This is a genomic window from Paenarthrobacter sp. NPDC089307 (genome assembly GCF_040685055.1).
Taxonomy (GTDB): Bacteria; Actinomycetota; Actinomycetes; order Actinomycetales; family Micrococcaceae; genus Arthrobacter.
In genome coordinates this window covers 138635-157561 of the sequence record NZ_JBFBHE010000001.1, presented here as the reverse complement: position 1 = coordinate 157561, position 18927 = coordinate 138635, and the positions used below count along the sequence as shown (strand labels likewise).

Below are 18927 nucleotides of genomic sequence, written 5' to 3'. Positions count from 1 at the left end.
TGGGTGCTACTTAGAGACTAAAGCCCAGACCCTGCTTCGGCGAGTGCTTGACCTTGAAAGCCGTGGGATCGCCAGGGGGCGCGGCCGCCACTGTGAGCTTGGTGAAGTCCAGGTCTTCGCCGCGGACGCAAATCTTGATGGCGTTGACGGCCTTGTTGACGTCCGGGCAGAGGCAGAAGATGTTGAGGTGGCCGTTGCCGATTTCGGAACGGTCGACGATTCCCAGGCCACGCCACGCCAGTTCGCCGGTCAGGGCAGCCTTGGCCTTTCTCTCGAGGTGGCGGTCCCGTTCGGTGCCGTCCTTGGTCTTCAGCGCAATCTGCGCCACCACCCAGAACTGCTCGGAATCGGGGATCTCCGCATAGCCGTCCTCCTCGCACTGGGCAGCGAACGCGGTCATCAGTCCTTCAACGGCGGACTCGTCGTCCACTCCGGTTTCGTTGGTCTTGCTTTGGTGGCCGACGACGCCGTGGTTGACCACGAACTGCTGGTCTTCCTCGTCATACCAGGCTTCCCGAAAGTGAAGGACACCCTCGTCGTCTGTCTTGTACGTCCGGATGATGCCGGTCATGCGCGTCCTTTCCTGAACCACTCGGCGCTGGCGCTGTTGGGGCCTGCAACATCGAATGGTGCTTTCATGGTGTCCACTGCTTCGAAAAGCGCTGCGCACTCGGTGCGCATGGCATTCACCGTTTCGTCCGGATAACCCATGGCCACCCGGTGTTGCTCAAACTCGTCCTCGTCATCGACGAACACTCCGTGCGTGGTGGAGCGAATGACGTCCAAATCCATGTCGATCATGTGGAACTCGGTCACACCAGGCTTGATCGGCGTCCAGTCGTGCGCGGTTGCCAGGTCCACGTAGATGCGGAAGTCGCCGGGGTAGCTATCGTCGTAAAAGGTCACTACGAACTCACCCGCGCGCGGAACCAACAACAAGCAATCGGAGGCGGTGTAAAAGGCCGCACCAGGGCGGGAACAGAACTCCCCCGCACCTTGGAAGATCCACCAACCATGGATGTCTTCGCCCAGATAGCGGCCGGGAACCACCCAGTGGGCTGTGCCATCCCACTTCCTGTTGCGGGCCACGACGAGGTCCCCGGGCTGCAGCGCGCCCGGTCCGCGATCCGTCCTCACAGGGTGGGCAAGCTGCCTGTAGTGGGGTGTTCCTGGCCCGGGAGGGGCCTCGCGAAGGGGACTTTAGTCCCCAAAACCTGCGCAACGACGTCGTGCGTGATTTTTTGGGCGGTCAGGCCGACACGTTCCAGTACCTGGCCACGGGAGCCGTGCACCAGGAACTCCACCGGCAAACCGACTTCGTTAAGGGCGGTGTCCACGCCTGCTGCACGCATTTCCTGACGGATGCGGGAACCGACGCCTCCGGCGCGTACCCCGTCCTCGATGCAGATCACCAACCGGTGCCGGGCGGCGAGGGCAATGATCGACTTCCGGACGGGAAGTACCCACCGCGGGTCGACCACCGTTGAGCTGATTCCTTGTGCTCCCAAGCGTCCGGCCACATCCAGGGCGAGCTCGGACATCGCACCCACACTGACAATCAGGACGTCGTTCTCGGTGGAGCCCTCAGGCCGCCGCGCGAGGATGTCCACACCGTCATGAAGCCGTTCGATGGCTTCCACTTCCGAGCCGACGCTGCCTTTGGAGAAGCGCACCACGGTGGGAGCATCGTTGATGGCAACGGCCTCCCGCAGTTCCTCCCGGAGCCGGGTGGCATCACGCGGGGCAGCCAAATGCAGCCCGGGCACGATCTGCACCATGGCCATGTCCCACATGCCGTGGTGGCTGGGCCCATCGGGTCCCGTCACGCCGGCGCGGTCAAGCACGATGGTGACACCGGCCTTGTGCAAGGCGACATCCATGAGGAGCTGGTCGAAGGCCCGGTTCAGGAAGGTGGCGTACACGGCAACAACCGGGTGAAGGCCACCAAAAGCCATACCAGCGGCAGAGGTGAGGGCGTGCTGTTCGGCAATACCTACGTCAATGACGCGCTCGGGGTGGCGCTCGGCGAACTTGTGCAGGCCGACCGGGATGAGCATGGCCCCGGTGATGCCAACGATGTCCTCGCGTTCATCGGCTATGTCCGCGATCTCCTCGGCGAATACTGAGGTCCAGGACCTGGCTCCCGGGGTTTCCGTGGACTCCCCTGTTTCGGGGTCGATAATGCCCACAGCGTGGAACTGGTCGGCCTCGTTGGCAAGCGCCGGTGCATACCCGTGGCCCTTTTCCGTCATGGCGTGCACGATTACCGGTCCGCCGTAGGCCTTGGCGGTGTTCAACGCGTGTTCCAGGGCTTGGAGGTTGTGTCCGTCCACCGGCCCGATGTACTTCATGCCGAGGTCCTCGAACATGCCCTGCGGGGCCCACCAGTCCTTGATGCCCTTCTTCATGGCGTGCAGGCTCTTATAGGTGAACTGGCCGGCGGGGCCGCCATTCTGCAGCTTCTTTTTCCACCAATCGAGCATGCGCTCGTAGGCCGGTGCCGTGCGAAGCGAGTCGATGGTGGGGCGCAGCGAGGCAAGGTAGTCGGCCAAACCACCGACTGTGGGGGCATATGAGCGGCCGTTGTCATTGACCACGATCACGACGCGGCGCCGCTTGTCAGCGGCAATGTTGTTGATGGCCTCCCAGGTCATCCCGCCGGTCAACGCGCCATCGCCGACAATCGCGACGACGAACCGGTCGCCTTCGCCGGTCAACTGGCGGGCGCGGGAGATGCCATCGGCCCAGGACAGCGAGGACGACGCGTGTGAACTCTCCACGATGTCGTGCTCTGACTCGGCACGTTCCGGGTAGCCTGAGAGGCCGCCCTGCTGGCGGAGGGTGCTGAAGTCCTGGCGGCCGGTCAGGAGTTTATGCACGTAGGACTGGTGCCCTGTATCGAAGACGATGCTGTCCCGCGGGGAATCGAACATACGATGGACGGCGAGGGTAAGTTCGACCACACCCAGGTTCGGGCCCAGGTGGCCCCCTGTCGCGGCGACGTTGGTGATCAGGAATTCCCTGATTTCGCCGGCCAGTTCTTCCAGCTCTTTGCCGGACAGTTTGGCCAGGTCCTGTGGATCCTTGACGGTTTCCAAAAGTCCCAACGGCCCTCCTTAGGGTGAATGACGTGCTCGTTAACTTTAGCGCGTGCCCGGCGTCCGCGTGTTTTCCGCTGGCTTCGCATCGATGGGGCGGGAATCTCCCGAACGCCAGCAGCCCCGGCCGGTCAAACGACCAGCCGGGGCTGCGTGGCACCGGAATCGGCTGTAATCCAGCCGGATTCGCTAAGCGGAGATCTGGCGCAGTACGTACTGCAGGATGCCGCCGTTGCGGTAGTAGTCAGCTTCGCCCGGAGTATCGATGCGCAGGACGGCGTCGAAGGACTTCGAGGTGCCATCCTCAGCCGTCGCCGTGACCTTGAGCGTCTTCGGCGTGGTGCCGTTGTTCAGCTCGGTAACGCCTTCAACTGCGAACGTTTCGGTACCGGTCAGGCCCAGGGTGGCTGCCGATTCTCCTGCCGGGAACTGCAGCGGAAGAACGCCCATGCCGATCAGGTTGGAGCGGTGGATGCGCTCGTAGCTCTCGGCGATGACTGCCTTGACGCCCAGGAGCGCGGTGCCCTTGGCTGCCCAGTCACGCGAGGAACCGGAACCGTACTCCTTGCCGGCCAGGACCACCAGGGGCGTTCCCGCGGCCTGGTAGTTCTGCGCAGCGTCGTAGACGTATGCCTGCGGAGCACCTTCCTGGCTGAAGTCGCGGGTGAAGCCACCCTCGACGCCGTCCAGGAGCTGGTTCTTGATGCGGATGTTGGCGAACGTGCCACGGATCATGACTTCGTGGTTTCCGCGGCGCGAGCCGTAGGAGTTGAAGTCCTTCCGCTCCACACCGTTTGCCAGCAGGTACTGGCCGGCGGGGGTGTCGGACTTGAAGGAACCGGCCGGGGAGATGTGGTCAGTGGTGACGGAATCGCCAAGCTTCAGGAGCACGCGGGCACCCGAGATGTCCTTGACGGGATCCGGCTGGGCCTTCATGCCCTCGAAATATGGGGGCTTCCGGACATAGGTGGAGTCCTCGGCCCAGGCGAAGGTGTCGCCAGCGGGGGTGTCGAGCGCCTTCCAGCGCTCGTCGCCGTCGAAGACGCCTTCGTAGCCCTTGGCGAACATGCCCTCGTCGATGGACGAATCGATGACTTCCTGGACCTCGGTGGGGTTCGGCCAGATGTCCTTCAGGAAGACTTCGTTGCCTTCGGAGTCCGTGCCCAGGGCATCGGTGTCGAAGTCGAAGTCCATGGAACCGGCCAGGGCGTAGGCGATGACCAGCGGCGGGGAAGCCAGGTAGTTCATCTTGACGTCCGGGTTGATGCGGCCTTCGAAGTTACGGTTGCCCGAAAGGACTGCCGTTACCGAGAGGTCGTTGGCCTGGATTGCCTCGGAGATTTCCGGCTCGAGCGGGCCGGAGTTACCGATGCAGGTGGCACAGCCGTAACCCACGATGTAGAAGCCGAGCTTCTCCAGGTACGGGGTCAGTCCGGACTTCTCGTAGTAGTCGGTGACTACCTTCGAGCCGGGTGCGACGGAGGTCTTGACCCACGGCTTGGACGTGAGGCCCTTGTCGACGGCGTTGCGCGCCAGCAGGGCTGCAGCGAGCATCACCGACGGGTTGGACGTGTTGGTGCAGGAGGTGATCGAGGCGATCGATACCGCACCGTGGTCCAGTTCGAACTCACGGCCGTCGGCCGTGGTGACCTTGACCGGCGACGACGGGCGGCCGTGCGAGCCGTTGGCGGCCGAGAACACGCGGTCCGTCTCGGTGGTGTGGGAATCAGCGTGCGTGAAGGACGGAGCGTCCGAGGCCGGGAAGGACTCGTCCAGGGCCTCGTCCACGCTGCCGTCTTCGATGGAGACGTAGTTGTGGATGTCCTTGCGGAACTGCTCCTTGGCATCGGTGAGCTCGATGCGGTCCTGGGGACGCTTCGGGCCGGAGATGGAGGGAACCACAGTGGAGAGATCCAGTTCGAGGAACTCGGAGAAACGCAGTTCGCGGGAAGGATCGTGCCAGAGGCCCTGTTCCTTGGTGTACGCCTCCACGAGGGCGACGTTCTCTTCGGAGCGACCGGTCAGGCGGAGGTAGTCCAAGGTGACGTCGTCGATCGGGAACATGGCAGCCGTGGAACCGAATTCCGGGCTCATGTTGCCGATGGTTGCGCGGTTGGCCAGCGGCACAGCCGCAACGCCTTCACCGTAGAACTCCACGAACTTGCCAACGACACCGTGCTTGCGCAGCATTTCGGTGATGGTCAGGACGACGTCGGTAGCGGTCGCGCCGGCAGGGATGCTGCCGTTGAGCTTGAAGCCCACGACGCGCGGAATCAGCATGGAGACGGGCTGGCCGAGCATTGCTGCCTCGGCTTCGATGCCACCAACGCCCCAACCCAGAATGCCAAGGCCGTTAACCATGGTGGTGTGGGAGTCGGTTCCCACGCAGGTGTCCGGGTAAGCCCGGAGAACGCCGTCGACTTCGCGGGTCATGACGGTGCGTGCCAAATATTCGATGTTGACCTGGTGGACGATGCCGGTTCCCGGGGGAACAACCTTGAAGTCATCGAACGCGGTCTGGCCCCAGCGAAGGAATTGGTAGCGCTCACCATTGCGCTGGTATTCGATCTCCATGTTGCGCTCCAGCGCGCCGGAGTTGCCGAAGGCATCGATCTGGACCGAGTGGTCGATGACCATTTCTGCAGGCGCCAACGGGTTGACGCGCTTGGGGTCACCGCCCAGTTCCTTGACGGCTTCACGCATGGTGGCCAGGTCAACGACGCAGGGAACGCCAGTGAAGTCCTGCATGATGACACGTGCCGGGGTGAACTGGATTTCCGTATCGGGCTCCGCGTTGGGATCCCAACCGGCCAGGGCGCGGACATGGTCAGCCGTTATGTTGGCGCCATCCTCAGTCCGCAGGAGGTTTTCAAGCAATACCTTAAGGCTGAACGGAAGGCTGTCTGCGCCCTCTACGGAGTTCAACCGGAAAATTTCATAGTCGGTGCCGGCTACATTCAGTACGCCTTTGGAACCGAAGCTGTCCACAGTGCTCATGGCAGGACTCCTCTCGCAACAGTTTCATCTTTGTCGCGTGGTTGGCCGCTAGCCAGTTAGGCGCACCTTACTTAGCCGGGCGGCATCTCTGTTGGTCACCCCGCCCCGGAGGCCTTCGCATCCAGTGGAACGGGACTACTACGCCCATCGTAGTGGCATTATCTCCGCCGGGGGCAGGGAGCCGCCAAAGCCGCGCCGCCCGCGGTGTCCCGCGGGCGGGCGGCGCCCACCTTATGCGGCGGGAACGATCAAGCCCACCGTTTCCAGGTGGTGGGTGTGGGGATAAAGGTCGAAGGCGCGCAGCGACTCAAGGCGCCACCCGCCTTGGTGGAAGTAACCCAGATCACGCGCGAAGGACGCAGGGTCACAGGACACATATGCGATGGCACGGGGTCCGGTGGCCATCAGTTGCTTGACAACCGCTTTGCCTGCGCCCGCCCGCGGAGGATCAAGCACCAGGGAGTCGAAGCTCCGGGCACGCTGGTGCAGCACACGCTCCACCCGTCCTTGGACGATCTCCACCTGGGGTGCTTCGTGGAGGTTCTTGCGTGCATCGCGGCTGGTGCCCGGGGAGCCTTCGACGGAAAGCACCGACCCCGTGACCCCCACGGCGTCTGCCAGCGGTGCCGTGAACAGCCCTGCACCGGCATAGAGATCGGCAACTGCAGCGCCGGGCTGCAAGTACCCGCCCTGGGATAGATAGCCGGTCACCGCGCCAACCAGCGTCTCTGGCGCGTCTTTGTGGATTTGCCAGAAACCCTCACCGGTCACGCGGTACTCGTGGCCTGCGGCGCTCTCCTGAACCCAGGTCCTCCCCCGCAATTGCCGGACGTCTCCACTGACCGGATCGAAGCTTGCCACTGACACCTCGTGCGGCAGTTGGGACACGACGCTGTGCAACCTTTTGGGGCTGGTGCCCTCCTCCGGAGCCAACAGCACCAACGGCCTGGAACCATTGGCCGGAACTGCAACCTCTACGCGAGCAATACCGGAAAGATCGAGGTCCCAGAGCCGGAGGTCGTTGATCCCCTGAAGTGCCAGTGGCATTTCCTTGATGGGAAGTACCATGTCCGATCGGTGGGCGTGCATGCCCAAGCGGCCTTTGGAGGTCACCGCGAAGCTGGCGCGCGTACGCCAGCCCAGTCCGTCGTCGTGATTTTCTCCTACAGCTTCCACTTCGGTGGCGAGTTCCAGGCCCGCAAGCCGCTTCAGCTGCTCGGCCAGCACCTCCGCTTTCAGCTCGCGTTGACGCTTCAGCGAGATGTGTCCCAGCTCGGCGCCACCTACCGGCGGCGCGCCGCGTTTCCAGGAGCCCAAGGAGTCCGCGGCTTTCCAAAAGTGCGGAACCCGATCGGGTGAGGCCTCCAGGACCTCGACGACGTCGGCCCGCCAGAAGCGCGACGAGTCACCGGAGTCGGTCAACCGGACGCGGACCACTTCACCGGGAACCGCATGCCGCACAAAGATGACGCGGCCCTCGTGGCGCGCAACGAAATGTCCGCCGTGGGCGATCGGTCCGATCGCGACGACGAGCTCCTCACCTTCCACTGCCTGGTTTTCATGGGTATTGCTCTGTCCCGTGTGGGACGGATTGCTGTGGAAAGTCATTGGGTATCCTGCAGTGCCTTTGCTTCTTCGGACGACTTCAGCTGCCAGGGAACACTGGCAACCATGACTCCAGGTTCAAAGTGGAGCCTCGTCTTGATTCTGAGTGCTGTCTGGTTGTGCACCAGCTGTTCCCACCATTTGCCCACCACGTACTCCGGGATGTAGACGACGATGAGGTCCCGTGGTGAGTCGCGGCGCATGTTCTTGATGTAGTCCATGATCGGTGTCACGGTCTCGCGGTAGGGGCTGGCCAGGACTGTCAGGGGAACAGGGATTTCCAGCTTTTCCCAGTCCCTGACGGTGTGCTCGGTCTCTTCGGAGTTGATGTCCACCGTCACTGCATCCAACCGCGATGGCCGTGAGGCCCGGGCGTAGGCCAGCGCCCTGAGGACCGGCTTGCGGACGTGCGAGACCAAAAGTACCGCGTGGACACGGGTTGGAAGGGCACGGGGAGAGGAGTCCTCGTCCACGGCCAGTTCCTTGGCAACGTTGTCGTAGTGGGCGCGGATACTCCACATGATGAGGAAGAGGATGAACATGGCGAGCAAGGCAATCCATGCGCCCTGTTCGAACTTGGTGATCAGGACAATGACCAGCACCAGCGCCGTCATTCCGAAGCCCATCATGTTGATGGTGCGGGATTTGATGATCCTGCGCCGGACAGCCTTGTCCTTGGCCAGCTTCAGCTCACGGCCCCAGTGCCTGATCATGCCGAGCTGGCTGGCCGTGAAGGAAATGAAGACACCCACGATGTAGAGCTGGATCAGCTTGGTGACATCTGCGTTGAAGGCAAGAATCAGCACCAACGCCCCGGCTGCCAGGGCCAGGACACCGTTGCTGAACGCGAGCCGGTCTCCCCTGGTTCGCAGCTGGCGGGGAAGGTAGCCATCCTGGGCGAGGATGGAGCCCAGCACCGGAAACCCGTTGAACGCCGTGTTGGAGGCAAACACCAGAATGATGCCCGTGGCAGCTACGACGACGTAGAAGGGGATGGAGCCCGCGCCGAAGATGGTGTCGGCAATCTGGCTGATGGCCGGTGTCTGGATGTATCCCTCAGGAAGTGCCTTGCCGTCCAGCAGGAACTCCTTGGCGGGGTCCAGGACAATGTGCACCTTGGTCGCGTTGGCCAGGTACAGGATGCCCGCCAGCATTGAAGCGGCGATGACGCCGAGGAGCAGCAAGGTGGTTGCGGCGTTCTTGCTCTTGGGCTTCTTGAAGTTCGGCACGCCGTTGCTGATGGCTTCCACGCCGGTCAGCGCGGCAGCACCCGAGGAAAAGGCGCGAAGCAACAGGAAGGCTCCGGCGAGGCCAACCAGGCCTTCATCGAATCCCGGCGCAGGAACAATGGTGAACTGCGCTGACGGCGCCTCCCCCAACTGGCCTGTCGCAGCCTGGAAGATACCCACGGCCGTCATGCCAAGGATCGATGCCATGAAGATGTAGGTGGGGACGGCAAAGACCGTGCCCGCCTCCTTGATTCCGCGCAGGTTGACCAGCGCGAGGATCGTGACACCAATGGTGGCAATCAGCGCTTGCTGCCCGTGCAGGGACGGGATGGCGGTGGTCAGGTACGTCGCCGCCGAGGACATGGATACGGCAACAGTGAGGACGTAGTCCACCAGCAATGCCGAAGCAACGGTAAGGCCTGCGTACTTGCCAAGATTGACGTTCGCGATCTCGTAGTCGCCGCCACCGGAAGGATAGGCGTGGACGTTCTGGCGGTAGGACGCCACGACTGTGAGCAACACCACCATGACGGCAAGGCCAACCAGCGGAGAGAACGCCACCGCGCTGACGCCGGCAAGTGCCAGCGTCAGCAGGATTTCATCCGGGGCGTACGCCACCGAGGACAGGGCGTCAGAGGCGAAGATCGGCAAAGCGATGCGTTTGGGCAACAGCGTGTGGGACAGGCGGTCGTTCCGGACAGGCCGGCCCACCAGCACCCGCTTCGCGGCATTCAAAATTGTCAGCACTCCGCAAAGCTACTCTGAATACCCAGCGATGTCATGACGGCGAAGGCGTACTTGGCCGCGCGGCAACGGTAAAGTCATACCGAGCGGCAGGGACGACACACATTAGGAGACATGGTGGCTCACTTCGTGATCATGGGTTGCGGGCGTGTTGGCGCGACCCTGGCACACACTTTGGAGGATGCGGGCCACTCGGTGGCCATCATCGATCAGGACGAACGGGCCTTCCGCCGCTTGCGGAAGTCCTTTACCGGGCGCAAGGTCACCGGTGTGGGCTTCGACCGCGACACCCTCAAGCAGGCCGGCGTCGAAGAGGCTTATGCCTTCGCAGCGGTCTCCAGTGGCGACAACTCGAACATCCTGGCTACCCGGGTAGCCCGCGAGACTTTCCATGTCGCCCATGTGGTGGCGCGCATCTACGATCCCGGACGTGCCGAAATCTACCAACGCCTGGGCATCCCCACTGTTGCGGCCGTTCGCTGGAGCGCCGACCAGGTCCTGCGCCGGATCCTGCCTGAGCAGCATCTTGCCGGCGATTACCGGGAACCCTCAGGCCGCCTGGTCCTGGCCGAAGTGGACCTCCACCAGGATTGGATAGGCCACAGGCTCAGCTCCATCGAGGAAGCCGCGGGCATCCGTATCGCCTTCCTCACCCGCTTCGGCGAGGGCCTGCTTCCGCAAGCAGGCACCGCCTATCAGGAAGGCGACACGGTCCACGCCATGTTGAACCTTGAACGAACATCCGAGATCAGCCGGATCCTCGCCAAAGCACCCGCCAAGGAGTCTTAGTGAAAGTTGTCATTGTTGGCGCCGGCAGCGTTGGCTCGTCCATTGCCCGTGAGCTCCTGGCCCACCATCACGAAATCCTGCTGATTGACCTCAAACCCGAAGTGATAGGACGCAGCGGACTCCGCGGCGCTCGATGGCTGGTGGGCGACGCCTGCGAGTTGAGCACCCTGCAGGACGCCAAACTTGACGATGCCGACGTCGTGGTTTCCGCCACAGGCGACGACAAAGTAAACCTGGTGGTTTCCCTGCTTGCCAAGACCGAATTCGGCGTGGGACGCACTGTAGGACGCGTCAACAACCCGAAGAACGACTGGATGTTCAACGACTCCTGGGGCGTTGACGTGGCCGTCAATACTCCCCAGCTCATGACAGCCCTCGTGGAAGAAGCGGTGGAGATCGGCGACATCGTGCGCCTGCTGACGCTGCAAACAGGCGTGGCGTCGATCGTCGAGTTCACGGTGCCGCACGACTCACACGTGATTGGAAGTACGGTAGGTGCCATCGAATGGCCCGAAGACGCCACGCTGGTGGCCATCCTCCGGGACCAGGCCCCCATCACTCCCACCCGCGACGACGTCCTGGACGGCGGCGACGAACTCTTCTTCGTCACCACCATCGCAGCCGAAGACGGCTTGCGGGCGTTGTTGTCGAAGAACTCAGGAGCACGCCAAGGTTCCGGCGACCACGGCGTCGAAGCGGATCAGGCTTCTGACGACGACGGATTCGACGGCTGAGGCGACGTGACGGCGGGCTTGGTCACCAGCCAAGCCACCCACAAGCCCAGGATGTAAAGGGGTGCGCCCATGAGCAGCCGGGTGGTGGCAAGGGCGGTCAATCCGGCCTCGCCCATGAAATACAGGGGCACTTGCACCACCAGGCGCAAGGCCAGTACGGCCACCACGATCCACGTACCGAGCTTGTAGGCGCGGAGCCGCTCGGGATCCTTGCGCCATTCGAGCCCCTCATTGCGCACGAATCCAAAAAGCAGGCCTGCCACCGGCCATTTGAGCACGATGGAAAGCACCATGGCGGCGATGTAGGCGATGTTGGTGAAGAACCCCAGGACGTAGAAATCCTCGGCTTTGCCCGTCGTATTGGCCAACCAGGCCGAAATCCCGACGCCGACCACTCCGGCCAACGCCTGCGTGAGCGGACGCCGTTGGATCAATCGGACAACGGTAAAGACAGCGGCAACAGCCAAGGCAGCGATGAGCGACGGCGTCAGGTCCCGCGTGAGGGTAAAGGCCACCAGGAAGACAAGCCCTGGGAAGATGCTCTCGGCAATTCCTTGCACGCCACCAGCTGACTTCAGCATGTCGACGTGGCCTGCGCTGTTGCGGTGGAGACCAGCTTTTTCGGCGTACCCTGCCGCGAGTTCGGACATTCGCGGGCCCTCAGTGGCAGGCTTGGGCTCCCCAGGGTGGGGGGCATCGCCGTGCTGGGGCGAGGACGGACCGGTGTCCTTTGGTTCGGATCCTTTGGCCACGGTCATAAGTGCTCCTGACGGGAAAGTATTTCGTAGCGCGGGTTGAACATTGCAGGGAAGCCGTCAAGCTGCGTCACCATGCCGTTGAGGCGAAGTTCCACGCCCGCTTCGATGCCCGGGACGCGTGTCCGGCCGAGCCAGATAACGCGAAGGCGGTCGTAGGGCTTCCTGGCTCCCCCGGTCGACGCCGATGATTCGATGCCAGGCCGAAGGGCGTCCACCACCATGGCGGAGAAGAACGGTTGTGTACTGGGCGGCTGGTGCGTGACCGATTCGATGATCCCGGTGCAGGTTGCCCTTCCCCGCTCGGGAAGGTCACGGACCCCCCGTTCCCCGGGAAGTTGGGCTGCCACTCCACCGTGGCCCGGCGAATCAGCCAATCTGGGTAATCTCCGGGCCCCGCTCGGGCTGTTGCATGGCCGGGTCCGATGGCGGCACGGCGCCCTGGGGAGCGCCACCCTGGCCGGGAACGGCCGCATCCTTGGGCAAGCGCAGCTGCAGCAGTTCGCGGGGCGGCATCGGGTTGTCGCCGCGGACCACTACTACCCGGCGGAAAAGCTCCTCCAAGTCGGCGGCGGCGTCCCGCTCCAATGCCGCCTGTCCGCCCAGGACACCCCGGAGGAACCACCGCGGTCCGTCCACGCCCATGAACCGGGCAGCGCGGAAACCCTTGGACCCATCAGCAGCTTCGGCAGGCAGTTTGGCAACAAGCTCCGGCCCGAAGTCTCCTTGGATCTCCTCGGTTTCGCCCCCTTGGCTGGCTACGGACTGGGTGATCTGCTCCCTGATTTCGTCCCACAGGCCTTCCGAGCGAGGGGCCGCAAAGGCTTGGAGCTGCAGGCTGGAACCGCCCAGGTCCAAGGTCACAGCCACCACGCGCTGTGTGGCTTCTTCGACCTCCAAACGGAGCTGGAGGCCTTCAGAGGGGGCAATGAGGAGGGCGCCAAGGTCAACGTAGCCTTCGCGGCTGTCGATCTCGTCCACGTCCAACGGACCTTTCCCGAGCCGGAAGTCACCACGCACGCCTGCCTCATTGGCTTGAGGATCCTGCGCCCCGGTAACGGATTCCTCGACGGTGCCGGGGGCGTCAAGCCGCTCGGTCCTGGACTTTTTGCCGCGCCCAAAGAGCATTGGGTTTTCTCCTTATTAGTGGTCTATCCCCAAGTAAACCGCAACCACGTTGGTCCACGTTAACCACGCACGTGGCCAGGCTCAGGCCTTCGGTGCGTTGAATCCGCCGGTGGACCCGAAACCGCCCGTGCCACGGACAGATTCGGACAGCTGGTCTACGGTAACGAACCGCGCGTACTCGACGCGCTGAATTACCATCTGTGCAATTCTATCGCCGCGCTTGAGGCTGATGGCGTTGCTTTGGTCCGTATTGAGCAGGGTCACGGCAATCTCGCCCCGGTACCCGGCATCAACGGTTCCGGGAGCGTTGACCACGGTGAGGCCATGCTTGGTGGCAAGGCCGGAGCGCGGATGGATGAGGGCGACGAAGCCATCGGGCAGCGCGATGGACACTCCCGTGGGAACGAGCTTCCGCTCACCCGGGGCGAGATGCACGTCTCCGCGGGCGCGGAGGTCGGCTCCGGCATCGCCGGGGTGCGCGTAGGACGGCGCTTCCAGGCCGGCGTCGAGCATTTTCAGCTGCACGTCCAAGGTGGGGGCTCCGTACGTTGCGGTGGTGTCCGCATCCTGGCCGGCGGCGTCTTTACTGAATACTGCGGTCTCGTTACTCACAGTGGTTCATTCTACTGTTATTGGCACTGCCTGCTTCAGGAGCGGCGATGCCTTCGCGGACGCGCGGGGGTCGGCGGCCCGATAAGCTGGGTACATGCCTACGCCTGACCAGTCCTCCCCCGTGCCTGCCCGGAACACCCCCTCCGATTCCGGGGTCCTGTACACGGAGAAGTTGTGGCCGTCGGTGTGGATCTGGATTGTGGTGGCAGGCCTCTCAAGCGCGGGCCTGCTGATGTTCGGGCCCATCAGCCCCACTGCCGGAATCATTGCCGCCCTCGCGTTGCTGGCGATCATGACCACCATGCTGGTGCTTTCCACCCCCACTATCACAGTCACCACGGACACTGTCCGCGTGGGCCGCGCGAGCATCGACCGTTCGTTCGTGGGTTCGGTGGAGGCATTCAAGAAGGCCGAAGCCACCGCTGAACGAGGCCCCCGCCTGAACGGGCTGGCCTACATGTGCTTCCGCGGCTGGATAGACCCCGTGGTCAAGATCGAGATCACGGACCCCGCCGACCGCACCCCCTACTGGCTCGCATCTTCCCGCAGGCCGGATGAGCTCGTCGCAGCCCTGGCTACGCCCCGCGCCTGAGCCCGTTACCGGAACCGTACTGCCGGCTAGCTTTCACATTCAGTGCAGTACAAGTGACCGCCACGTTCGGCGGCAATCTGGGATTTGTGCTTGACCAGGAAACAGTTGAAGCAGGTGAACTCATCAGGCTGCGGCGGCATGACCTGGATCAGCAGTTCCTCCCCGGAGAGATCGGCTCCCGGCAGTTCGAATCCTTCGGCAAGATCGGTCTCGTCGACATCCACCGCTGAGGACTGTTTCCCGGACTGGTGCGTCTTGAGCTCCTCCAGGGAATCCTCGCTGACGTCTTCCTCGGTCTTCCGGGGAGCATCGTAATCCGTGGCCATTGTCTTTCTTCGTCCTCCATACCAGTTATGGGTGGGATAAGGGGCCGGCATGCTCGGTGCTGCCGGTGTATGGGTGCAACACCGGACGCACCGGATTTGTGCCCGATATCGGGCAGATTGTCCTCCGCTGGTCAACAAAAGTCCATAGCCCTCCCGTGGACCGGTATTCCTTCGGATACGCGCGGGGTTTCTGCGGAAAATCACGGCACGCCCTCGCTCCTAGTAGGAAATGCCCCCGGTGGGTGGCAGAGTTTCGAATGTCAGTTATGCCATGTGGTGGAGGGTGTTATGCAGGATCTACGGCTGGTAGGCGTCCACGACGACGGCGGGCACCTGCTCTTAAGCGGCCCGGGCGGTGCGATGTTCCAGCTACCGATCGACGAGGCTTTGAGGGCTGCAGCGAGCCGGACCCCGGCCCAGGTAGCCGCCCGCGCCTCCAACACACCCATCGCCATGTCACCGAGGGACATTCAAGCCAGGATCCGCAGCGGTGCGACGGCGGCCGAAGTGGCTGAGCTCTCAGGCCTGCCGCTTGCCAATGTCCAGCGATACGAAGGTCCCGTCCTCGCCGAGCGCGAGTACGTTGCCCGGCAGGCCCGCGCCATTGAAGTAGCTGCCCCAGCTCCTGGCCACGACGCATACCGGTCCGCCTTCGGGGACGCCCCGGCCACCCTTGGCGAAATGGTGGACCACAGGCTCTCTGCACACGGCATCGATTCATCGACAGTCGAATGGGATTCATGGCGCCGCTCCGACGGCTCCTGGACGGTGGTTGCCAGGTTCGACGCCGTTCCCGGCGCCCACGCCAGCATTGGCGAGGAGCCCCCTGCAATGTGGACTTTCAGCCCTCAACGGAAGTCATTGCACAACGCCAACCGCTGGGCCCAACAGCTCAGCGAACTGGAGCCGTTGGACGGCCCGGTGCCCGCCCGAAGGCTTGCCGCGGTCTCGGACCGGCCCTTCGATTTTGAGACGGACGCCGAAACGGCCGCCCGTGCCTCCGCCAAGGAGTCGGACAGCCTCCTGGAGATGCTCCGTTCACGCCGAGGCCAACGCTTGGGCGTGGATGAAGACGGGGACGACGCCTTGGCCGTCCTGTTGAGCAACGTGCCTGCAGCCCACCCGAGGCCGGGCGAGGACACAGCCGGCGTTTCGGAAGAAAGCGGCCTTGACGACGCAGCGTCCACCGCTCCCGCCGAAGAGGAGCCCGCACGCAAGGATGGACGGCCGTCAATGCTTTCCCGGTTGAGCCTTGCACCAAGGCATGTCGAAGCCGACGATGAGGACGATTCGCTGAAGCTTCACAACGGCGTCAGCACCGATACCCGTGAAATCACGGTAGTCGCCGGCCCGATCCGCCCTGTCAGTCCACTGACGGGCCGCAAACCGGCGGGGCTTGACGAGCTGCTCGGTGGCGGTCCGGCGAGCGAGGCCCCTTCCGGGCGTCCGGAAGACCTGCCCACGGACGAAGCTTCGGCGGAAGAGTCCAGCGAACCGGACGTCCAGCAGCACGCCGGGGCTCCGGCAGAACGCCAGCCGGCACGCCCCAAAAGGTCAAGCATCCCCAGTTGGGACGAGATCGTTTTTGGAGCGCGCGGAGACTAGCGCTTCCGCATATTAGCGGTGCGTACCCGGTTGTCCTGCACCCGGTTGTCCAGCACCGGGCCAAAGGCATGCATCGATGTCGAAGGGCAGTGGTTGATCGCCGCCAGCCATGAGGTTGGCACCGTGAGCCGTTACCCTTCGCATGTAGTGACGCCGGCAGAGGGTTTCGTAGCCCACGACGCCGGCATCCGGCGGGTCATGGGACGGGCCCTCAGCGGCGGTGGAAGCGACATCGCCCACCATGACCTGCTCACCTTCGACCACCATGATGCCGTTGAGTGTTCGCGCGTTTTGCGTTGCCCGGCGGCCACACCAGCACAGTGCCTCTACCTGCAGGACCTGGACTCTGTCAGCCAGCTCAATGAGCCGCTGCGAGCCAGGAAACAGCCTGGTACGGAAATCGGACGTGATTCCGAAGGCGAAAACATCCACGTCCATCTCGTCCACCACGCGCGCCAACTGTTCAACCTGGGCCGGCGAGTAGAACTGGGCTTCGTCACAGATGAGGTAGTCCACGCGGAGCCCACTGGTGCGGCGAATCACCACTTCGTCCCAGAAGTCCGTTCCGTCTTCGACTTCCACGGCGTCGGTCTGCAGGCCCAGCCTGCTGGAGATCGTGGAATCGCCTGCTCGGTCGTTGCGGCTGAAACGCACGCCACCGCGTCCCCGTGCACGGTGGTTGTGGTCCATTTGCAGCGCCAACGTTGATTTTCCACAGTCCATGGTGCCGGAGAAGAAGACCAGTTCAGCCACGCCTGCCCTGCCTGCCGGTCGCAGCAAAGCAGAGGAGCGGTACTTCGCGTTCAGCCCGGGTCAGTGAACCGTGCTGGCCCACCACCTCAAGCGAGGCCGGCCGGGCACGACGGGTGTCGTACAGGGCCAGCGTGTCCCTGGCTGCGACCATGACATCGCCGATCCGCGGAGCCACCCCCGGGAGGACCTCCCCGAACAACCCTGCAGCCACGGCTTGGTCGCGGGTAAAGACCCAGATCCTCTCGCCGAAGCGCCGACGCCAGGCCTCAACCAGCGAAGCGCGGTGGGCGTCCGTGGCATCAGGCTCCAGGTAAAGGTGCACCATGCGCGGTTCCCCTGCTGTGTGCCGGACACCGGCCACCAACGACGCGTCGGCGGAGTAGTCGATCCTCTGGGATTCCGGCACGTCCAGCATGCCGTGGTCACCGGTGAGCAGGATGGTGGTTCCTTTCGGCAGGGACGCGGAGAGCCGTTTTACCGTGGAATCAAGCTCCTCGATCTGGTGCTCCCAGCGATCGGACTGGCAACCGTAGCGATGACCGGCTTTATCGAGCTCGTTGACATAGAAGTACATCAGGGACCGGCCACCGCCCGACATGGCTTCGCCGGCGGCAGAGGTACGGGCGTGCAGCGACGTCCCCCCAACGAAACGGCTGCCCCGCAGGGCCGCCTGTGTCATGGGGGAATTGCCAAACTGGGGCAGGCTCACCGTGACGACGTCCAGCTCCGCGGCTGCGCGTTCGAAGACCGTGGCGTGGGGCTGCCACGTCGCAGGATCGACCTGTGGGTCCCAGTTTCCAAGGAGGTTGACCACCTTGTCCTGGGCAGGGTCCAGGACGTCGTAGCCCACCATCCCGTGCTGGCCGGCCGGCAGCCCTGTGCCCAGGCTCGCCAGGGAAGCGGCCGTGGTGCTCGGAAACGCAGAATCTATCCATGGCGGGACGTTTCCCTGGCCCGCGGACATCACCGAACGCAGGAACGGCGTATGGGAAGCCTTCTGCTTCAGCAGGTTCCTTCCCAGTCCGTCGGCCAGGACAACGCAAACCCTCTGGCTGGAAGGCAGCTGGAGTTGATTGCTGAAGCCCGGGACCCCGAGGGCGGCAGCAGAACTTGTCAGGACTTCCGCGATCGATCTGGTCCCGAAAAGCGGCGGTGCTGGAAGGTCAACTGCCGCATTGGCCACTGACACAGGGGTCTGCGCGGTATCGCTCAACGCTGGTGTCCACGGCTCAGGCGGTTGCTGAAGACGCCCGAACGCGGCCTGGGGGCCGGCATGCTGGAGTGCTGGACAGGAGCAGGGTTGCCGGTGTTGACCGCACGGAGGGCCCGGGCGAAGAGCTTGGCATCCTGGACAGCCTGCAGCCCATCGGCTTCGGCACTGATACGCAGCACGATGTCTTCCTGGGCGATGGTTCCGCTGTAGCCGTGGTCGGCCTCGCACTGGGGATCCCCACAGCTTGCCGGGCCCATGTCCAGCCTTTGGCCGCCGGACCAGGCGATGGATACGGTCAGCTCACGGACAGGATCGGACGACTTGTAGTTCTGCGGCTGGGAGTACATGTAGCTGAGGACCACAGAACGGATCTGGGCAACGGGGACCGATTCGGTGGAGATCTGGGCAACGATCTGTTCGCCGGCCTCGTCCAGCTGCTGGTCGTCCACATGAGTAATCACCAGCATGTCCTCCGTGAGGACCAGGACAGTAATGTGCCGCCGCACCTCGGCGCGGTCAAAATGCGTCTCGAGGTGGACCAGGTGCGACAGGCACTCGCGTCCGTCCAAAGCATCATCCACGACGTCGGCCACCAACCGGGGATAGAAACCGGCCTGTTGCAGGGCCTGCTCCAGGCTTTGTCCCTGCGAACTGTGGTTGTGCGCGGTGTGGTTCCCGGTGGTGGACGGGCGGGATTGAGGCGTCGGAGACTGGGTGCTCATTCCCCCATTTTCACAGATCGCATGG

Annotated in this window: 18 protein-coding genes; 4 read left to right on the top strand and 14 right to left on the bottom strand. The window is 63.6% G+C overall.

Features of this window, described 5'->3' with window-relative positions; all coding sequences use genetic code 11:
* Positions 1–10: 10 nt before the first annotated feature.
* The 6 genes from AB0N72_RS00705 to AB0N72_RS00680 form a co-directional block, all read right to left on the bottom strand.
* The gene (locus AB0N72_RS00705) at positions 11–571 is read right to left on the bottom strand and encodes a hypothetical protein (protein WP_363931375.1); all 561 of its coding nucleotides are present in this window, start codon (positions 569–571) and stop codon (positions 11–13) included.
* Positions 568–1137 (bottom strand): DUF402 domain-containing protein, encoded by a 570-nt coding sequence (locus AB0N72_RS00700; protein ID WP_363931374.1) that lies wholly within the window; start codon positions 1135–1137, stop codon positions 568–570. Before AB0N72_RS00700 ends, AB0N72_RS00705 begins: the two co-directional genes overlap by 4 nt.
* Positions 1134–3107, bottom strand: a complete 1974-nt coding sequence (dxs, locus tag AB0N72_RS00695) for a 1-deoxy-D-xylulose-5-phosphate synthase (RefSeq protein ID WP_363931373.1) — start codon at positions 3105–3107, stop codon at positions 1134–1136. Before dxs ends, AB0N72_RS00700 begins: the two co-directional genes overlap by 4 nt.
* A gap of 180 nt (positions 3108–3287) precedes the next feature.
* Positions 3288–6095: an aconitate hydratase AcnA gene (gene acnA, locus AB0N72_RS00690; protein WP_363931372.1), complete on the bottom strand. Its 2808-nt coding sequence runs from the start codon at positions 6093–6095 to the stop codon at positions 3288–3290.
* Positions 6096–6326: 231 nt separating this feature from the next.
* The gene (locus AB0N72_RS00685) at positions 6327–7703 is read right to left on the bottom strand and encodes a TRAM domain-containing protein (protein ID WP_363931371.1); all 1377 of its coding nucleotides are present in this window, start codon (positions 7701–7703) and stop codon (positions 6327–6329) included.
* A complete protein-coding gene (locus AB0N72_RS00680) occupies positions 7700–9676 on the bottom strand; it encodes an APC family permease (protein ID WP_363931370.1) in 1977 nt (658 codons plus the stop codon). The genes AB0N72_RS00685 and AB0N72_RS00680 overlap by 4 nt, the downstream gene beginning before the upstream one ends.
* Positions 9677–9790: 114 nt before the next feature.
* On the opposite strand from AB0N72_RS00680, the gene AB0N72_RS00675 reads away from it, so the two are divergent.
* Together AB0N72_RS00675 and AB0N72_RS00670 are read left to right on the top strand one after the other, a co-directional pair.
* Positions 9791–10462, top strand: a complete 672-nt coding sequence (locus tag AB0N72_RS00675) for a TrkA family potassium uptake protein (RefSeq protein ID WP_363931653.1) — start codon at positions 9791–9793, stop codon at positions 10460–10462.
* Positions 10462–11196, top strand: a complete 735-nt coding sequence (locus tag AB0N72_RS00670; protein WP_363931369.1) for an NAD-binding protein — start codon at positions 10462–10464, stop codon at positions 11194–11196. The genes AB0N72_RS00675 and AB0N72_RS00670 overlap by 1 nt, the downstream gene beginning before the upstream one ends.
* On the opposite strand, the gene AB0N72_RS00665 is transcribed toward AB0N72_RS00670, so the two are convergent.
* The 4 genes from AB0N72_RS00665 to dut all read right to left on the bottom strand — a co-directional run bounded on the left by AB0N72_RS00665 (position 11163) and on the right by dut (position 13691).
* Positions 11163–11954, bottom strand: a complete 792-nt coding sequence (locus tag AB0N72_RS00665) for a DUF3159 domain-containing protein (RefSeq protein WP_363931368.1) — start codon at positions 11952–11954, stop codon at positions 11163–11165. The two genes, AB0N72_RS00670 and AB0N72_RS00665, sit on opposite strands and share 34 nt — an antisense overlap.
* Positions 11951–12328, bottom strand: coding sequence for a hypothetical protein (locus AB0N72_RS00660; RefSeq protein ID WP_363931367.1), 378 nt, complete (start codon positions 12326–12328; stop codon positions 11951–11953). The genes AB0N72_RS00665 and AB0N72_RS00660 overlap by 4 nt, the downstream gene beginning before the upstream one ends.
* On the bottom strand, positions 12321–13079 hold the full coding sequence (locus AB0N72_RS00655; protein ID WP_363931366.1) for a DUF3710 domain-containing protein: 759 nt from the start codon (positions 13077–13079) through the stop codon (positions 12321–12323). Before AB0N72_RS00655 ends, AB0N72_RS00660 begins: the two co-directional genes overlap by 8 nt.
* Positions 13080–13160: 81 nt before the next feature.
* Positions 13161–13691: a dUTP diphosphatase gene (gene dut, locus AB0N72_RS00650; protein WP_363931364.1), complete on the bottom strand. Its 531-nt coding sequence runs from the start codon at positions 13689–13691 to the stop codon at positions 13161–13163.
* 94 nt (positions 13692–13785) lie between these two features.
* Here dut and AB0N72_RS00645 point away from each other — a divergent pair, with 94 nt between their 5' ends.
* On the top strand, positions 13786–14283 hold the full coding sequence (locus AB0N72_RS00645; RefSeq protein ID WP_363931363.1) for a DUF3093 domain-containing protein: 498 nt from the start codon (positions 13786–13788) through the stop codon (positions 14281–14283).
* A gap of 26 nt (positions 14284–14309) precedes the next feature.
* Here the strand turns inward: AB0N72_RS00645 and AB0N72_RS00640 are convergent, their stop codons facing one another.
* Entirely contained in the window at positions 14310–14609 is a 300-nt protein-coding gene (locus AB0N72_RS00640; protein WP_363931362.1) for a DUF4193 domain-containing protein, read from the bottom strand.
* A 288-nt stretch (positions 14610–14897) separates the two neighbouring features.
* Here AB0N72_RS00640 and sepH point away from each other — a divergent pair, with 288 nt between their 5' ends.
* Positions 14898–16214 carry a septation protein SepH gene (sepH, locus tag AB0N72_RS00635; RefSeq protein ID WP_363931361.1) on the top strand — a complete coding sequence of 439 codons (1317 nt, stop codon included), beginning with the start codon at positions 14898–14900 and terminating at the stop codon, positions 16212–16214.
* Positions 16215–16226: 12 nt separating this feature from the next.
* On the opposite strand, the gene AB0N72_RS00630 is transcribed toward sepH, so the two are convergent.
* The 3 genes from AB0N72_RS00630 to AB0N72_RS00620 are packed head-to-tail and all read right to left on the bottom strand — an operon-like array spanning position 16227 to position 18902.
* Positions 16227–16967, bottom strand: coding sequence for a thymidine kinase (locus AB0N72_RS00630; protein WP_363931360.1), 741 nt, complete (start codon positions 16965–16967; stop codon positions 16227–16229).
* Positions 16960–18180, bottom strand: coding sequence for a nucleotide pyrophosphatase/phosphodiesterase family protein (locus AB0N72_RS00625; protein ID WP_363931359.1), 1221 nt, complete (start codon positions 18178–18180; stop codon positions 16960–16962). Before AB0N72_RS00625 ends, AB0N72_RS00630 begins: the two co-directional genes overlap by 8 nt.
* Positions 18177–18902, bottom strand: a complete 726-nt coding sequence (locus tag AB0N72_RS00620) for a DUF5998 family protein (protein ID WP_363931358.1) — start codon at positions 18900–18902, stop codon at positions 18177–18179. The genes AB0N72_RS00625 and AB0N72_RS00620 overlap by 4 nt, the downstream gene beginning before the upstream one ends.
* Positions 18903–18927: the final 25 nt, after the last annotated feature.

Coding starts and splice junctions, on each gene's coding strand:
- AB0N72_RS00705 (WP_363931375.1), bottom strand. CDS start 571: ATGACCGGCATCATCCGGACGTACAAGACAGACGACGAGGGTGTCCTT.
- acnA (WP_363931372.1), bottom strand. CDS start 6,095: ATGAGCACTGTGGACAGCTTCGGTTCCAAAGGCGTACTGAATGTAGCC.
- AB0N72_RS00685 (WP_363931371.1), bottom strand. CDS start 7,703: ATGACTTTCCACAGCAATCCGTCCCACACGGGACAGAGCAATACCCAT.
- AB0N72_RS00665 (WP_363931368.1), bottom strand. CDS start 11,954: ATGACCGTGGCCAAAGGATCCGAACCAAAGGACACCGGTCCGTCCTCG.
- AB0N72_RS00655 (WP_363931366.1), bottom strand. CDS start 13,079: ATGCTCTTTGGGCGCGGCAAAAAGTCCAGGACCGAGCGGCTTGACGCC.
- AB0N72_RS00645 (WP_363931363.1), top strand. CDS start 13,786: ATGCCTACGCCTGACCAGTCCTCCCCCGTGCCTGCCCGGAACACCCCC.
- AB0N72_RS00640 (WP_363931362.1), bottom strand. CDS start 14,609: ATGGCCACGGATTACGATGCTCCCCGGAAGACCGAGGAAGACGTCAGC.
- sepH (WP_363931361.1), top strand. CDS start 14,898: ATGCAGGATCTACGGCTGGTAGGCGTCCACGACGACGGCGGGCACCTG.
- AB0N72_RS00620 (WP_363931358.1), bottom strand. CDS start 18,902: ATGAGCACCCAGTCTCCGACGCCTCAATCCCGCCCGTCCACCACCGGG.